The 16,347-nt window shown below is 40.4% G+C and carries 16 protein-coding genes; 7 read left to right on the top strand and 9 right to left on the bottom strand.

Annotated elements, in window-relative coordinates; translation table 11 throughout:
* The first annotated feature begins 3 nt into the window (after positions 1-3).
* Positions 4-2,274 carry a glycosyltransferase family 4 protein gene (locus tag IZT61_RS01595; RefSeq protein WP_196099465.1) on the top strand — a complete coding sequence of 757 codons (2,271 nt, stop codon included), beginning with the start codon at positions 4-6 and terminating at the stop codon, positions 2,272-2,274.
* Positions 2,275-2,415: 141 nt separating this feature from the next.
* On the opposite strand, the gene IZT61_RS01590 is transcribed toward IZT61_RS01595, so the two are convergent.
* Positions 2,416-3,888 carry a glycoside hydrolase family 130 protein gene (locus IZT61_RS01590; protein ID WP_196099464.1) on the bottom strand — a complete coding sequence of 491 codons (1,473 nt, stop codon included), beginning with the start codon at positions 3,886-3,888 and terminating at the stop codon, positions 2,416-2,418.
* A gap of 172 nt (positions 3,889-4,060) precedes the next feature.
* Here IZT61_RS01590 and IZT61_RS01585 point away from each other — a divergent pair, with 172 nt between their 5' ends.
* Complete coding sequence (locus tag IZT61_RS01585) at positions 4,061-5,194, top strand: GAF domain-containing sensor histidine kinase (protein ID WP_196099463.1); 1,134 nt, start codon at positions 4,061-4,063, stop codon at positions 5,192-5,194.
* Here the strand turns inward: IZT61_RS01585 and IZT61_RS01580 are convergent.
* Entirely contained in the window at positions 5,187-6,278 is a 1,092-nt protein-coding gene (locus IZT61_RS01580) for a metallophosphoesterase (protein WP_196099462.1), read from the bottom strand. The genes IZT61_RS01585 and IZT61_RS01580 overlap by 8 nt on opposite strands.
* A 103-nt stretch (positions 6,279-6,381) precedes the next feature.
* Here IZT61_RS01580 and IZT61_RS01575 point away from each other — a divergent pair, with 103 nt between their 5' ends.
* The gene (locus tag IZT61_RS01575) at positions 6,382-7,581 is read left to right on the top strand and encodes a DUF763 domain-containing protein (RefSeq protein ID WP_196099461.1); all 1,200 of its coding nucleotides are present in this window, start codon (positions 6,382-6,384) and stop codon (positions 7,579-7,581) included.
* 127 nt (positions 7,582-7,708) lie between these two features.
* Here the strand turns inward: IZT61_RS01575 and IZT61_RS01570 are convergent, their stop codons facing one another.
* The 3 genes from IZT61_RS01570 to lysA form a co-directional block, all read right to left on the bottom strand.
* Positions 7,709-8,548, bottom strand: coding sequence for an IS3 family transposase (locus IZT61_RS01570; RefSeq protein ID WP_230383944.1), 840 nt, complete (start codon positions 8,546-8,548; stop codon positions 7,709-7,711).
* Between the two features lie 2 nt (positions 8,549-8,550).
* On the bottom strand, positions 8,551-9,066 hold the full coding sequence (locus tag IZT61_RS01565) for a helix-turn-helix domain-containing protein (protein WP_196099460.1): 516 nt from the start codon (positions 9,064-9,066) through the stop codon (positions 8,551-8,553).
* A 100-nt stretch (positions 9,067-9,166) separates the two neighbouring features.
* A complete protein-coding gene (gene lysA / locus IZT61_RS01560; RefSeq protein ID WP_196099459.1) occupies positions 9,167-10,339 on the bottom strand; it encodes a diaminopimelate decarboxylase in 1,173 nt (390 codons plus the stop codon).
* A 165-nt stretch (positions 10,340-10,504) separates the two neighbouring features.
* Here lysA and IZT61_RS01555 point away from each other — a divergent pair, with 165 nt between their 5' ends.
* A complete protein-coding gene (locus IZT61_RS01555; RefSeq protein ID WP_196099458.1) occupies positions 10,505-10,669 on the top strand; it encodes a hypothetical protein in 165 nt (54 codons plus the stop codon).
* 1 nt (position 10,670) lies between these two features.
* Here IZT61_RS01555 and IZT61_RS01550 read toward each other — a convergent pair whose 3' ends face one another.
* Genes IZT61_RS01550 through IZT61_RS01540 form a run of 3 tightly spaced genes read right to left on the bottom strand, consistent with a single transcriptional unit; the run spans position 10,671 to position 12,443 of the window.
* The gene (locus IZT61_RS01550) at positions 10,671-10,904 is read right to left on the bottom strand and encodes a type II toxin-antitoxin system HicA family toxin (protein WP_196099457.1); all 234 of its coding nucleotides are present in this window, start codon (positions 10,902-10,904) and stop codon (positions 10,671-10,673) included.
* On the bottom strand, positions 10,904-11,110 hold the full coding sequence (locus tag IZT61_RS01545) for a 2-oxoisovalerate dehydrogenase (RefSeq protein WP_196099456.1): 207 nt from the start codon (positions 11,108-11,110) through the stop codon (positions 10,904-10,906). The genes IZT61_RS01550 and IZT61_RS01545 overlap by 1 nt, the downstream gene beginning before the upstream one ends.
* Positions 11,111-11,129: 19 nt before the next feature.
* On the bottom strand, positions 11,130-12,443 hold the full coding sequence (locus IZT61_RS01540; RefSeq protein ID WP_196099455.1) for an aspartate kinase: 1,314 nt from the start codon (positions 12,441-12,443) through the stop codon (positions 11,130-11,132).
* Positions 12,444-12,769: 326 nt separating this feature from the next.
* On the opposite strand from IZT61_RS01540, the gene IZT61_RS01535 reads away from it, so the two are divergent.
* Positions 12,770-14,506, top strand: a complete 1,737-nt coding sequence (locus IZT61_RS01535; protein ID WP_196099454.1) for a phospho-sugar mutase — start codon at positions 12,770-12,772, stop codon at positions 14,504-14,506.
* Between the two features lie 223 nt (positions 14,507-14,729).
* Here the strand turns inward: IZT61_RS01535 and IZT61_RS01530 are convergent, their stop codons facing one another.
* Entirely contained in the window at positions 14,730-15,461 is a 732-nt protein-coding gene (locus IZT61_RS01530) for a hypothetical protein (RefSeq protein ID WP_196099453.1), read from the bottom strand.
* Between the two features lie 268 nt (positions 15,462-15,729).
* On the opposite strand from IZT61_RS01530, the gene IZT61_RS01525 reads away from it, so the two are divergent.
* Both IZT61_RS01525 and IZT61_RS01520 read left to right on the top strand, forming a co-directional pair.
* Positions 15,730-15,939 (top strand): hypothetical protein, encoded by a 210-nt coding sequence (locus tag IZT61_RS01525; RefSeq protein WP_196099452.1) that lies wholly within the window; start codon positions 15,730-15,732, stop codon positions 15,937-15,939.
* Complete coding sequence (locus tag IZT61_RS01520) at positions 15,927-16,307, top strand: type II toxin-antitoxin system VapC family toxin (protein WP_230383809.1); 381 nt, start codon at positions 15,927-15,929, stop codon at positions 16,305-16,307. Before IZT61_RS01525 ends, IZT61_RS01520 begins: the two co-directional genes overlap by 13 nt.
* Positions 16,308-16,347 lie beyond the last annotated feature (40 nt).

The following is a 16,347-nucleotide window of genomic DNA, read 5'->3' as shown; positions in this document are numbered from 1 at the left end:
CTTATGAAGATCGCCTACATTTCTACCTATCCGCCACGCGAATGTGGTTTGGCAACATTTAACCAAAATTTAGTTAATGCATTAAGTTTAAATTCATCGTATAACGCGGCTAAAAGTTTTGTGGTAGCGATGAACGAATCGGAAGATGTACATGAACACGCCTATCCGAAGGAGGTAAAATTTGTGATCAGGCAGCAAAATCAGCAAGACTACATTGAGGCGGCTGAATTTATTAATAACAGCGATATAGATACTTGTATTATTGAACACGAATTTGGTATTTATGGCGGCAACAGTGGCGTTTTCCTTTTGTCGTTAATTAACCGACTGGAAAAACCTTTCATTACGGTGTTGCATACGGTGTTAAAAGAGCCGAGTTTTATGCAGCAGACCATCATTAAGGAGATTGCAAAAAAATCTTCGAACATTGTGGTGATGAGCAAAAAGGCTGTGTTATTTTTGACGAGTATTTACCAAATCCCGCAATCATCAATTAAACTAATTGAGCATGGTGTGCCCGATCTTGAGCCTATTGTTGACAATCAGGTGTCGCAAAGCGAGCTGTTTCGGGGCCGAAAAGTGCTGTTCACTTTTGGATTGATCAGCAGGAACAAAGGGTTAGAAACGGTAATTAAGGCCTTGCCAGCAATTGTAGATAAGCACCCCGAGGTATTGTATGTCATACTTGGCAATACACATCCGGGGGTTGTGCGGCATAATGGTGAGGAATATCGCGATAGCCTAAAGGCGCTTGCGAAGGATTTGGGCGTAGAAAAGAATATCGCCTTTGTAAACAAATTCGTTTCTGAAGAAGAACTTCATCAATATTTAACTGCCTGCTACCTGTATATTACTCCGTATTTAAATGAGGCGCAAATAACCAGCGGTACACTTTCTTATGCTGTTGGCGCCGGTGCCGCGGTAGTTTCTACGCCTTACTGGCACGCACAAGAACTGCTCGCCGAAAACAGAGGTCGGTTATTTGATTTCAAAAATGACCAGCAGCTATCGAATATTGTTAACGAGTTGCTTGATAACGATGACAAACATCAACAGCTGAAACAAAACGCCTATCGCTTCGGGTTGAAGCTTCGCTGGCCAGCTATCGGAAACGTATATTTAAAAACCTTGGAAGCGGCTTTAACAAAAGAAGCAAAACCCAAACGGGCAATCCCTCCTATTATCGATATTGAACGGATGCCCGCCCTGAACCTTAACCACATTTCGTTATTAACCGACGACACCGGGATTATTCAGCATGCCCGGTTCGGGATTCCGAATTTAAAAGAAGGATATTGCATTGATGATAATGCAAGGGCATTGATTATGGCGCTGATGGCTTACGAGCAGGATAAAAATCAAAAAGCGCTGCAATTGATGCCGATTTACCTCAGCTTTGTTCAATACATGCAACGTGAGGATGGAAATTTCAGAAATTTTTTAAGTTTCAATCGCAATTATCTTGATGAGATAGGTTCCGAAGATTCTTTCGGCCGGACAATTTGGGCCTTGGGCTATTTAATTTGCGTGGCGCCTAACAACTCTTATCGCGAGTTTGGCCGAGAGCTTTTTGCACACACTATTCCGCATTTTAAAGGTTTGAAACACCTGCGTGGAATGGCTAACACCATTATCGGAATTTCACATTTCTTATGTGCGCATCCCGGCGATGAGATTTTGATTAATGAAGTAAACCGACTTGCCGAATCGCTTGTGAGCGCTTACCGTACAAACAAGGATGGCGACTGGCACTGGTTTGAAGATATACTAACGTACGATAATGCAATTTTACCGCTGGCCCTGTTACATCATTTTGAGGCTACCGGAAATACCACTTCGTACGAAACTGCTATGGAAAGTATCGCATTTTTGAATACTTTCTCTTTCGAAAACGGCTATTTAAATCCCGTGGGAAACGCGGGCTGGATGAAAAAGCATGGCAAAAACCCGATATACGATCAGCAGGCAATTGAAACCATGGCTATGGTGCTGCTGTATGCCAAGGCTTTTGAATTGACGAAAGACGACAAGTATTTAAGCTTAATGCATACGAGTTACGAATGGTTTTTGGGCAAAAACAGTTTGCATATTCCGCTGTACGATTTCGAAACGCACGGCTGTGCCGACGGTTTGCAGTTCAACAGCGTAAACCGAAATCAAGGCGCCGAGAGTACGCTCGCCTACTTTATATCGCACTTAGCAGTTTTGAAAGCAGCAGAAACTGAATTTCAGACTTTATCCTCCCCCCTTGTTGAATCGGGAAAGGTAGCTTAACAATAGCTAGAGATACAACAACAATGGCTGACCAATTATTGGTCAGCCATTGTTTTTTTGTAATGTTTTTAAGAAGTCAAGTTTTTAAAACTTGACTTTTTTGTGCCCTTATGTACCTTATTCACAAACACTTCAGCACGCTTATCTTTCACCGTTCTCCAGCAACTTATTTAGCAATAGTTCTAAATTTACCGTTGCGAATGATGAGCTGTAGTCTGATAATCCGTAAGGGATAATCAATTCGCCGTTGCTGACGATGGAGCCGCAGGAATATACCACATTTGGAACGTAGCCCTCGCGTTCCTCGTTGTTCGGCATAATTAAAGGTTCTTTTAAATGGCCAATTTCTTTACTGGGATCTTCAAGATCGAGCAGAACAACGCCGATGCAGTATTTGCGCATAGGCCCTACACCGTGGGTAACCACCAGCCAACCGCGGTCGGTTTCAATCGGCGATCCGCAGTTTCCGATTTGCACCAGTTCCCAGTCGTAACGCGGCTGTTTCAGAAGCACGGGGTTTTCCCAAACGTTTACTTTGTCAGAAAACATCAGGTAGTTGTTCCATCCGTCAATCCGGCTCATCATTACATATTTTCCATTTATTTTGCGGGGAAACAAAGCGAGGTTTTTATTTTGCGCACCATCGCCGTACAAAGGTATCACCTTAAACTCGTAGAAATCTGCCGTTTGCACCAATTTCGGGATAATTAGCGAACCATCGAAAGCGGTGTAAGTAGCGTAGTAAAGCACTCTTCCATCATCTTTCACAAACTTCACAAAGCGGGCATCTTCAATCCCTTTTCGCTCAAATTCCGAAATGGGAAAAATAACACGATCTGAGATATCGGTGTCCTTAGAGAACGATATGGTGTGGTAAGTGTCTGATAGCCAAAGCACTTTGTCGTATTCTATCAGTCTGTCTGGCGAACCTTTATGTAAACTCTTTGAATCTTTAATAATGTTGCTGAGGCTGGTGTACTCGAACTTATCATCCAGCTGTGCTTCAATCTCTTCAATAACCGAAGGGTCTATCTGTGCGTATGCCGCTTTCTTAAAAAAGAGCTTCTTTACGTAAATGGCATTTTTTACTACTTCGGCCTCATCTACATAATTGCCGACAGGTAAAACCTGAATGTTGTTGTGTTTATCAATGAGCGCCCTTCTGAATACGATTGACGAAATATGCCCCTCTCCCACGGCCCTAAAACTGATGATTACCCGCTTCTCTCCTTCCACCAAATCGCTTTGGTCGGGATCATCAACAATACTCGGATTGAAAAATGCTGCTGATTCTATTGAATATTCGTGTGTAAAGTAAGCGCCGATCAAGAGCCTTTTGTATTGGTCTAAATCTTCGAGATCGGTACCCAAAACGGCAAGTTGTTTTTTTAACTTTTTACTATGCCGATTTAAAATTTTGGTGATGTTTCTATGCCTTTTAGAGTATTCTTGCAGTATTGGTGAAATTAATGCAAATACTTTTTCATCAGAAAATTCTAAAACTTTTTTAATTACTTGTAAAGCTCTTTCTTCTCCGTTGAAAAAAAAACGGGCAATTACTCGTTTGGTATCGGGATTTACCTTTACGGGTTTACGTTCGATGTATAATCTCATTTTTGGGCTGTTTTGTTTGCGAATTATAGTTGTTATCCTCAACACGGTTTTCAATGTATTAACTGATAACGCACATAATTGTTTATAATAATTATGTTATTAAAGATATTATTTAACTTTATCAAATTCGAAAAACGTCTAAATATTCCTATTATTATTTGTTACTAAACAGATGACCCATATTCACCCGACATCCGCAGAAACACGCTTAAGAAATGGCAACGCCTACGAAATTTTAAGTCTCAACCCCGATCTCGCTTTTGACAATATTTGTAAACTGGCCGCTGGAATTTTTGAAGTTGACAATGCCTGTATTAGTTTCGTTGGTGATGAGGTTTTCACTATCTCCCGCTTAGGCGATCGCATTTTGGCTGATGAATTTTTAAAAGGTGCAGTGGAGGTGCTCGAAACAGAGGAAGTATTTTTAGCAAATAATAACGAAGTATCAGCGCCAACATTCTGCTTATCTGTACCAATTAAAACATTGGATGATAAACTTATTGGAGTGATAAGTGTTTATTCAGATACAGAGGCGTTAGTGACTGATAAAAAGGTAAATATGTTGAAAAGTTTATCGGTTATTATAACTGATAAACTAGCGACGCGAACAGCCATACGAAATACAATGAGGGCGCAGGACGATCGCTTACATGTGCTTATTCACGACCTTAAAAACCCAATGACAACGATTTCATTGCAGGCTGAGTTGATGAGCAGAATGCAAAATATTGACGAAAAAGCTGCGACGATTGCTAAAAAAATCAACGTGCAATCGAAAACAATCGTCGATCAGCTGAACAATATCCTCAGTTCTGCCCGAAGAGAAAACGGCTCGTTTAAACCACAAAAGGAAAAAATCGACTTAAGTTCAATTTTACGTTCGGCTATGCAGTCAATTGAATTTGATTCTGTTAAAAAAAACAAAGCACTTCAGTTTGATGATAATGAGGAGCTGATAATTTATGGCGACAAAGAAAAACTGTCGACTGTTTTTTATCAGCTTTTACAAAATGCAAACAAGTTCTCGCAACCCAATGGAGTGATTGAAATATCCCATCAAAAAGCTGAAAATACAATTACCATAGCCATTAAAGATAGCGGAGTTGGTCTTTCAGCGGAAGATCTCGATCGCTTGTTTGTTAAGTTTGCTCCGCTCAGTAGCAAGTCTACCGCCAAAGAATTGTCGAACGGGCTAGGCTTAACGCTGGCAAAAATGTACGTTGATGTACATAAAGGAAAGATTTGGGCAGAAAGTGCGGGACAAAATGAAGGGACCACGTTTTTCGTTGAATTACCGATTAAGTAGGCTCCGTAAGTTCCTCTAATCGCATTTCTTCTAATAAAAACCGGGCGGGCGATCCTGTTTTTTGGAATGACCATTTAATAAGTCGGATAAAGCCATCTTCAATTTCGATTCCGGTAATATCGCCATCGTTAAAGCAACAGCAGCCGCTGTTGAAATAACCGGGCTCGTACGCTTTAAATTCGGGAGCTAAAGCGCCTGCTCTCACTCTGATCTTTAACTCAGCATTTAATTTTTCAACTTCAACTTCATCATTGGCCGTAACGGCAGCCTGTAGCCGCATGTAAATTCTTTCGAGGTGAGTAAGCGAAGCAAATACGGGTTGATGCGTGTGCCCCGTAATTAAGATGGTGTTTTTCCGTTGCGCCTGCCAGCTGTACATCAATTCATTATGGGCGGTTTTTAACTCGTTATCGTAAGCGGGAGTATTTGGGTTAATCTGCAAATAAGATTGCAGTGGCGCCCAAATTGTACTTACAAACCACTTACTAAACCAGTTGCCGTCGCTTGCAGAATCGCCTTGATGGCCATGCGTTAAAAAGATATTTAAATTTTGGTTGTCGAGCGCAAGCTTTAAAATTGCACCCTCATAAATGCGAACGCTTTCGCCGTATATCCGCTTTAGGTTGAAGCTTGCCAGTGGATCGTTATCCCAATAAAGGTCGTGGTTTCCGAATATTTTTGTAAAAGCCTTCCGAGCAATAAACATTTTTTCGGCCTCGAAGCTCTGCTTATTGTGCCTGATTACCGATTCTACCAAATTTTCCCATAACTCTTCGCTGTCGCCTAAGTTTATATAATGGAAGTTATTCGAATTATAGTGCTTTAAAGCCGCTAGATAATTTTTTTCAGCCAATGAGAAATCGTCTGCAAAGTCTCGCGCACCCTTGTGCTGGTCCGAAAAAACCACAATCTTATCGTTCCTGGTGATATTGAGGGTAATTCCCCGTTTACTTTTTTCGCCATTGATTTCGGCGAACAGCTTGATTAAAGCATCGTGAATACGGTCGCGGTTTGGCCTTGAACCAAACTTGTTCGACATTTTAATTACCCATTTACTCAATAACCGTTGTAAAAGTTTACGCATGCAATCAGGAGTTGATCAAAATTAACAAAATAAAGGGTCAAACGTTTTAAAAGATCACAACGATGGTTTCAGTTTATCAATAAAATTACTAATTTTGTTAGTATTGAAAAGATCAGGAAGTGCGGATTTACCTTTACATTATGGCCATGTTCCGCCGTGGTTGGCGCAGCGCATGGCCAAACTCGGGCTGGCTATTGTGGAATCTATATTGGTAGAATATGGTAAAAGTGAAGTGATTCGTCGGCTCAGCAGTCCATTTTGGTTCCAGAGTTTAGGTGCCGTAATGGGCATGGATTGGCATTCGTCGGGCATAACCACTTCCGTAATGGGCGCATTGAAGAAGTCAATTAACCCGCTCTCACGGGAATTGGGGATTTATATCTGCGGTGGCAAAGGAAAATTTAGCCGCGAAACGCCAAACGAATTGTTAAGAATAGCCGATAAAACCGGCCTCAATGGGAATGAACTGGTTCGGGCCAGTAAATTAAGTGCCAAGGTTGACAATACTGCGGTTCAAGACGGGTTTCAACTATATCTGCACAGTTTTATCTTAAACAGCGATGGCGATTGGGCAGTGGTTCAGCAAGGAATGAGCGATGCCAGTTCAACGGCAAGGCGCTACCATTGGCATTCGGAAAATCTGAAATCGTTTATTGAGGAGCCTCATTCGGGCGTTTGTGGAATAAATCAAGGTCAAATTCTCAATCTAACTGCCAGCGCGGCAAATACCACAAGGCAAACCATGATGGCGATTACCCAAGAGTCGCCCGTGCGCATGATGGCCGAAGTTCAAAAACTGGTAATGCCCAGCCACCACGACGTGAAAGCAAAAGATGTTGACTTGAAGCGTTTGGGAAGCATTTTATGGTTGGCGCAAGAAAAGCAACCAGCAGACTTTGAAGAATTGTTGTTGTTACAGGGAATGGGGCCGAGAACTCTACAGTCGATGGCTTTGGTAAGCGAGGTGATTTATGGCACGCCATCGAGGTTTTCCGATCCTGCGAGGTACTCGTTTGCCCACGGAGGTAAAGATGGGCACCCGTTTCCGGTGCCTGTAAACGTTTTTGATGAAACCATAAGCGTGCTACAAAAGGCAGTAGAAAGTGCGAAAATTGGCCACAGCGATAAGCAGCAAGCGATTAAATCGCTTCATCAGATTGCCAAAAATGCGGAAAAGGATTTTATACCGAATATGGATTTTGATAAAGTAATAGCCCGCGAACGAACCGACAGCTGGAAATACGGCGGCCGGACGGTGTTTGGTAAGGAGAAACCACCAGGCGATCAGTTGCGGCTGTTTTAAGTCCATTCGGATTGAGGATCGCGTTCCTAAATAGCACCATCGTCATTTAGATTTGTATGGTACAGGCAAGGTTATACAATTTATAATTTTAGCTTGGACTGCCCCCAGAAGTATGCACAAAAATAATTTAATTTTTAAACCTATGAGTTCGGTATTTTACCGGACTCGTTCCTTCTAGGTTAATCCTGATTCTGTCGTGATTATAATAAGTAATGTAAGATTTAATATCTTTTTTTAGTTCTTCTATGCTTTGGTACTTTTTCAAATAAAAAAGTTCAGATTTTATAGTTCCAAAGAAGTTTTCGATTACTGCATTATCTAAACAGTTGCCTTTTCTCGACATGCTCTGTACAACGGCCTTTTTTCTCAATAAATCCTGATATGCTTTCATCTGATACTGCCACCCCTGATCCGAATGTATGATTAGGTTCGTCCGTTTTCCAGGCACCCTTTTAAATGCTTTTTTGAGCATATCTGTCACCTGCTTGAAATTGGGACTTCCCGCTAATTCGTAACTTATTATTTCTCCATTGAACAGATCGATTACCGGCGATAGGTATACCTTCTGTGAGCCTACCTTAAATTCTGTAACATCTGTTGCCCATTTTTCAGAGGGGCATTTTGCCTTAAAATTATGTTGTAATATATTGTCTGGCGCCTTTCCAAACTGCCCCCTGTAGGATCTGTATTTTTTTGCCCTAATCACACTTTTCAGCCCCAGAACTTTCATCGACCTCAAAACTGTTCTACGATTGATGTGAAACCCTAGATTTCTCAAAGCATACACTATCCTTCTGTAGCCAAACCGGCCCTTATGCCGCTCATATATTTTCCTGATCTGCGTTTTGATCTGTGCATATTTATCTGTTGTTTTCTCCTGTTTAAGATAATAGTAGAATGTACTTCGGGGCATATCTGCCGATTGAAGTAAATCCTTTAAGTCGTATTCCCGCCTTAATTCATGGATAATCAGCGCTTTTTCCTTTTCTCTAATTCTTCCTTCTGAATTAAGGCGTACAACTTTTTTAGGTATTCATTTTCCGCACGTAAATATTTGTTTTCCAGTTCCTGCTCCCGCGCATTGGCAGTACCTTGTTTTGGGATTTTATCAGATTTATTCATAGATTTTGGCTTTCCTCGACATGATTTGAAAAGTGATTCTGCACCATGGCTTTCATATTTTTTCTGCCAGTTGCTAAGCATACTGACTGAAGGAATCTTGAACCGGATGCAGGCTTGGTACAAAGATAAGCCTCCCGCTCTTAATGTCTGTATTGCCTTTAACTTAAACTCACCATCATATTGGCGAGCAGGAAGCCGTAGCCCCTCTATCCCATAGACTTTGTAAAAACTTACCCATCGATCCAGAATGGTGTGGTCAAGTTGGTTTTCTTTAGCTATCGCACGCACAGAGCCTTCTCCTTTGATGGCCTGTTTTACCAATAACAGTTTTAACTCTAAACTGTATTTAATTTTTCTACTCATAAAAATGCCCCCGTAAAGTGTTTAACTTCTGGGGGCAGTGCATTTTAAAAACTTGACTCCCTTGTTAAACTTGGAGCGACTTGTAGTTAAACGACAAGTTCTACAATTCGTTACTATAAACCGATCTTATCGCATCCCTGAGATTATATTTTGATGCCATCACCTCGCCATAGGCGCCAGCGCTGCGAATGGCAAAAATATCGCCCCTGAACGATTCCGGCTGTTCTACTTCCTTACCAAAGCAATCCGTACTTTCGCAAATCGGCCCAACAATATCGTATTTGATCGTCGCAGGCGCAAAACTTCCGACTTCGGATTTCCGACTTAAATTCTCGATTTTATGATATGCCTGGTACAAAGCTGGGCGCATTAATTCGGTCATTCCGGCATCCAAAACAACAAAGTTCTTTTTCTTACCGTTTTTGATGTACAAGGCCCGTGTAATTAACGAGGCCGATTGTCCAACAAGCGCTCTCCCCAATTCAAAATGAACTTCCTGGTTTGGCTTAACGTCTAAAAACTCGTCAAAGATTTTAAAATAAGACTCAAAATCTGGAATCTGGTTATCAGGATTGTAATAATCAATGCCCAGGCCACCGCCTACATTTAAAACTTCGACCACAAAACCGCGATCTTCAAACCAGGTGCAAAACTCGTTTACCCTTACGCAAAGGTTTTTATACACATCGAGGTTGGTAATTTGAGAGCCAATATGAAAGTGGATTCCAACAAACTTTAGGTTTTGGGCCTGTTTTAAGGTATCGGCACATTCTGGCAAGTCCCATGAATTGATACCGAATTTATTTTCATCCAGCCCCGTGGTAATGTTGTGGTGCGTGTGGGCATCAACGTTCGGATTGATACGGATGGCCACCTGTGCGGTTTTGCCTTTAGCTGCGGCCAGCTCGTTAAGGACTTCCAATTCTTGAATCGACTCCACGTTGAAGCAAAATATATCCAGATCGAGCGCTTCGTTTATTTCTTTGTCTGATTTACCCACCCCGGCAAACACAATTTTTTTATGATCAAAACCAACTTCTACGGCCCTTCTCACCTCTCCGGCGCTTACACAATCCGCTCCGAAGCCAATCTCCTTAATCTGGTTCAACAATACCGAATTGAAGTTTGCCTTCAACGCATAATGGATGTGAAATTGATAAGGCGCTGCTGCCTGTGCACAAGTGCTCAGCGTTTTTTGCAACAAATCGGTATCGTAATAATAAAAAGGCGTTTCTATATTGCTAAACTTTGATATATCTTTATCGGCGAACATGTTCAAATTTCTTATTATATTTTTAATTCTATTTTTTGGGCTGATTTATTTGGGTAACTATCTCGATTTAAAGCACGGAAGAATTACCCGGAAACAGTATAACGGAAAAGTCCGGTTTTTTATCGTACTGCTTTTGATTGCATTGTTTTTCTTATTTATTCGCAAATGAAGATTATTGCCTCCATATTTATCGTTTTAATCATTTCGATAGGATTACTGAATTCGTATAAAAAGTACAAAAACGGTTTACTGCCTCAAACTTTCCTCGCCTTTCATTTCCTGATTGGACTGCTGGTTATCATTGGTGCTTTTTACCTATTGTTCGAATAATTTACTTTAAGATATCGGTTTTGGGAACTTTTAAAAAGTCACTCACATCATTAATAATTGACATTAGTGTTCCCAACCGCAAAGGATTGTGATTCGGAATTGTGACATGGTGAGTTGTTTCTCCAACCACGAGTGATAACCGGATATGACTGCCTTTTTGCCTTGTAATTTCATAACCAAATCTTTTTAAAACCTTAATTAGATCCGTCGCTGATAAATCACGAGGTGCCTTCATTATACGGTTAATAGTTCCTCTTTAACAGAATGAATGCGGATAATCTTCGGCATTTTATCTTCGTCAAAATGACAAAGAACGGCTTCTTTGATGTTAATTTTCAAATCATCCATATTATCCGCCTCAGTAAAAATAGATTCGCCAAGGGCCCTGGCTACATAACCGCCCTCCAAACTTTCTTCCACTAAAAAAAATACCTCATTCATAACGCTAATATAAATCAATTTATTCAAACAATCTATTGTGCAAGCTTCGTAAAGCCTCCGTTTTATACTCGCTCAAGATCAATAACGAAACATTGTAGTTGCTTCCACCGTAAGAAATCATTCGAATCGGAATGTGCTTTAATCCTTCTAAAACGCGGCTTGCAAAACCATGCTTTTCCGAACCGAAATCGCCAACTACACAAACAATACTGTGGTTGGTATCAACCTCTACCTTGCCAAAACTTTCAAGCTCCTCGATAATTTGTGGCAAATTTCCAACCTCATCAATTGTTAACGAAACTGCAACCTCCGATGTTGTAATCATATCGATAGGCGTTTTATAACGTTCAAATACTTCGAAAACTCGGCGCAAAAAGCCGTAAGCCAACAACATCCGGCTCGATTGAATGCGAATTGCCGTAATACCATCTTTTGCGGCAATAGATTTAATTTTTCCCTTTTCGCTATCGTGAGTAATCAAAGTACCCGATGCCGATGGCTCCATTGTGTTTAGCAAACGAACCGGAATTTTATATTTCTGCGCCGGAAAAACAGATTGCGGATGCAAGATCTTCGCACCGAAGTAAGCCAATTCTGCCGCTTCATCGAACGAAAGTTGCGCAATTGGCTTAGTACCCTTTACAATTCGCGGGTCGTTGTTGTGCATTCCGTCAATGTCCGTCCAAATTTGAACCTCTTCAGCCATAATTGCTGCGCCCAACAACGATGCCGTATAATCGCTTCCGCCGCGGCGCAGGTTATCAACCTCGCCAAAACTGTTGCGGCAAATATAGCCTTGCGTAATAAAGAGCTTATTATCTGCATGTTGCGCCAAAAGCGGCGTTAAATGCTTCGTTGTAAAAGGAATATCAGGCTCGTTATCGTCATCAGTTTTCATAAAATCCAGTGCGGGCAACAAAACCGAAGGTACACCGATAGATTTTAGATAAATATGGTAAAGCGTTGTCGACAACAATTCGCCTTGGGCCAGCACCACTTTTTCTTCAATTGCCGTAAAAAGATCGTTGGCGAACCCCGCCAAGAAGCCAAAGTGATAATCGATTACTTCATTTCCCTGCTCCTGAAATTCTGCGGCGGGCAACAACTCAACAACAAAATCCTTATATTTTTGATACAAATTTTCAACGCACTCGCTTCCCTTCTTCTTATCTCCAGCTAAAAAATAATTGGCAATTTCTACCAAACTATTGGTGGTGCCAGACACGGCCGACAAAACCACAATTTGTTCTTCATTTGGATTAATGATATCCAACAACTTCGTCATGCGCTCGGGACTACCAACAGATGTACCCCCAAATTTTAATATTTTCATTTGATGCTAATTGTTTTTTATTTCTTGAGCCCTTCATAATTAATTGTTTGAACAACAAAATCACGAATGGCTCAATTGGTTTAGTATTTGGTTCAACTAAAAGAAACGCGTCATAACTTCACAATATTGCGAAAAAGTTACCGTGGCCACAGTTTAATACTGGATTTTCTTTATTATTGTATCGGGGCGTGAAATTAAACAAAAGCAGCTTAAAAGCAACACCCTCAACAAAATAAAATTTGGAGGAGGCAAATTTATTTCGCTTTCGCCAAACTTCATTAAAGAAATTTTGTTCAACACCAGATATTAAATTAAAATACAGCTCAATGCAATCAATTGATCAAACAACACAAGCCACAATAAATCAGTGGTTAAACGGAAATTACGACGAACAGACTAAATCTGAAATTCAGGCACTTGTGGATAACAACGCCACTACCGACTTAACTGATGCTTTTTATAAAAGTTTAGAATTTGGTACCGGAGGCTTGCGGGGTATTATGGGTGCGGGCTCAAATCGCATCAATAAATATACTATCGGAACTGCCACTCAGGGACTGGCCAATTATTTGAACAACAAATATCAAGGTGAGAAAATTAGTGTTGCTATTGCACACGACAGTCGCAATAATTCTGATTATTTTGCAAAGATTACGGCCGATGTTTTCTCGGCAAATGGAATTCACGTTTACTTTTTCGAAGCGCTGAGGCCAACTCCCGAACTTTCGTTTGCCGTTCGTCATTTCGGTTGCAAAAGCGGCGTCATGTTAACGGCTTCGCATAACCCTAAAGAATATAATGGCTATAAAGCGTATGGCGCCGATGGCGGCCAGTTTACTTCGCCTGATGACAAACTGGTTATTGATGAAGTAAATAAGATTAAAAGCATCGACGAGGTGAAGTTTGACCGCGTAGAAGCAAATATTGAAATGATTGGTGCAGATGTCGACAAGCTGTATCTGGATGGGATTGCGGCGCTTTCAATTTCGCCAGAAGCAATAAAAAGACAGCACGACCTTAAAATCGTGTACTCACCTATTCACGGAACGGGAATTACGCTGGTACCAAAAGCGTTAGCACAGTTTGGCTTTACTAACGTAACCGTTGTAGAAGAACAAAGTGAACCCGATGGTAATTTCCCGACGGTGGTTTATCCGAACCCAGAGGAAAAAGAAGCTCTGACTTTGGCTATGAACAAAGCAAAAGAAATTGATGCTGATTTGGTTTTGGCAACCGACCCGGATGCAGATCGTGTTGGTATTGCTGTTAAGGACAACAACGGCGAATGGGTTTTACTAAACGGTAACCAAACCGGAAGTTTATTGATTAATTATCTGCTTTCGGCATGGCAAGAAAGCGGAAAGCTAGATGGAAACCAATTTATTGTTAAAACCATTGTTACCTCGAATTTAATCGAGGAAATTGCGAAAAAGAAAGACGTAACTTACTACAATACATTAACAGGTTTCAAATATATCGGGCAGTTAATGACCGAGTTAGAGGGCAAGAAGTATTTTATTGGTGGTGGCGAGGAAAGTTATGGCTACTTAATCGGCGATTTAGTTCGCGATAAGGACGCGGTTGTTTCTGCAGCTTTTATTTCTGAAATGACGGCCTACTATAAAGACAAAGGCGCAAGCTTATATAATGCCTTGTTAGATATGTATGTGGAATACGGCCTCTACAAAGAAGACTTGGTTTCGCTTACCAAAAAAGGTAAAACCGGCGCCGAGGAAATTAAGGCCATGATGGTAAAGTTCCGTGAGAATCCTCCGGCAACGTTGGGCGGCTCGAAAGTTTCGGTGTTGAAAGACTACGAATTGAGTCAGGAAACTGATTTAGCAACAGGAAAAGTTACGAAATTAGATTACCCAACATCAGACGTTTTACAGTTTATAACCGAAGATGGTAGCATTGTTTCTGCCCGCCCGAGCGGTACAGAGCCGAAAATAAAGTTTTATTGCAGCGTAAATGCGCCATTGGCCGATCGCTCTGATTTTGCAAAAGTAAATGAGGAACTAGGCGCTAAAATTAAAGCCGTAATGGCCGATTTGCAGGCTTAGTTAGTTTTTTTATTACACTTTGATAACGATAAAGTAGATAAACACAGATGAATGGTTTTCATCTGTGTTTTTTTGTGATGAACCTGTAGTCGTTGCTCCGGTTTATTTTGAAGTGTATTCTAAAAGCATTCACCGCCAATTAAAATTGACGGTAAAAATGGTTTTTGTGCCCTTTTAACAGTGCTTTTTATTCCATTCTGTCAGGCTGAGCGGAGTCGAAGCCCTAATTAATCACATCTAAAATTGGCCGTTTGCTTATATAAACTATTGCCGGCTGACTCTTTTCGTAATCTAAATATTTCCCTGAAATTTTATCGTGAATTGAACATGTGGCCGAAACGTATAATCTTCCTTTTTTATCAAGATATAAGTTGGTTATTTGATTATTAAACGGTAGATCCAACAAGTCAGAAGTTCCGTTTTTAACAATTTCAACATCGCTTTTTAATACAATAGAGGCGTTTGGACTGCCATTAATTGGCTCCAGATTTTCTTTTATTCTAAGCGTAACCTGGTTATTCGGACGTACTAAACCGTACGCTTGCGACCTTTGTTTAGATACCTTGAATTGGTCAGCATTTTTCCACGTCGAACCATTATCCAATGTAAAATAATCTGAATAAGAAGCTAAGGCCTGATTGGATTGGCTTTTCGGGAGGTGTGCATATAAAGCAAAAACCGTATCCGCCTTAGCTAAAAACCCAAAAATCGCCTGGTGATCTTTTTTCGTTAAATTCCAGGTCTTGGCGTTATCAGTAGTTTGATGAATAGCATACAAGGTCGAAACCAGCAATGTATCATCAATACTTCCATAAACAGCATGCGCCTCTTTCCCATCTGCAATTTCAATTCTTATCCAATTTGGATCGCTAAAGACCGGGTCAACAGCTAAAGTTTCTGTTTTGGAGCACGATGATAGTACCATCATTAACGCAATTGTTGTTAATAATCTCATATTGTTTCATTTTGTGTACTGCAAGATAACAATAATGGATGTAAACTAAAAACACAGGTGCTTTTTATCAGGGAGATCGCCAATGGCAAAAAAGCATGCAAATTTATTTTTTCCGTGTTTTCATGTTTCCGTCTTGTTTACTTTTGTATCAATAGCTACGTTTTTAAAGCGATCTACTTGTACTTTTAATCAAACCAGCATTTGGTGTGCATTTTGAATTGAGTAAACTAATTTCAAATTGTTATATTTACAAGTAATAGATGATATCATGACGGAAATAATATTAAAAGACGATATAGAGCAACGTAAAATTGATGCCTTATTAAACTTCCTTAAATCATGGGATATCGATGCTGAGATTAAATCAACTCGACCAGTTATAGGTGAGAAATCAAAAGAATTCTCTCTTTCTAAAGGCATTTGGAGCGATTATGACATCGAGGCTCGAGAGCTTAGACATAAGGCGTGGAAAAAATAATGGTTTTGTGTGATACAAATATCTTTATTGAAATCTACAAAGGAAACGATTTGATCATTGATGTGCTTAGAAAATTAGGTCAAGACAATGTTGCCATCTCTGATGTTTCTTGTGCGGAATTACTTTATGGTGCAAGAAATAAAAAAGAGTTTGATCTAATCAGAATGGACATCAATAAACTAATTGTTCTTCCCATTTCTTCTATAATTTCTACCAGAGCAGTAAAGTTGGTAGATGAATTTTCACTCTCACATAATCTTAACCTCGCTGATGCACTTATTGCATCTACAGCGATTGTTCACAATATAGAATTGTACACACTTAACTTGAAGGATTTCAAATTTATATCGGACCTTACTTTAATTTAGATCCCTCAAGCCTTTATTCATTCGCTCTTTATCTAAAGCG

It is taken from the genome of Pedobacter endophyticus (genome assembly GCF_015679185.1).
In the GTDB taxonomy this organism is placed as follows: Bacteria; Bacteroidota; Bacteroidia; order Sphingobacteriales; family Sphingobacteriaceae; genus Pedobacter; species Pedobacter endophyticus.
The sequence above is the reverse complement of the archived record's forward strand: the minus strand, read 5'-3'. Positions and strand labels throughout refer to the sequence as shown.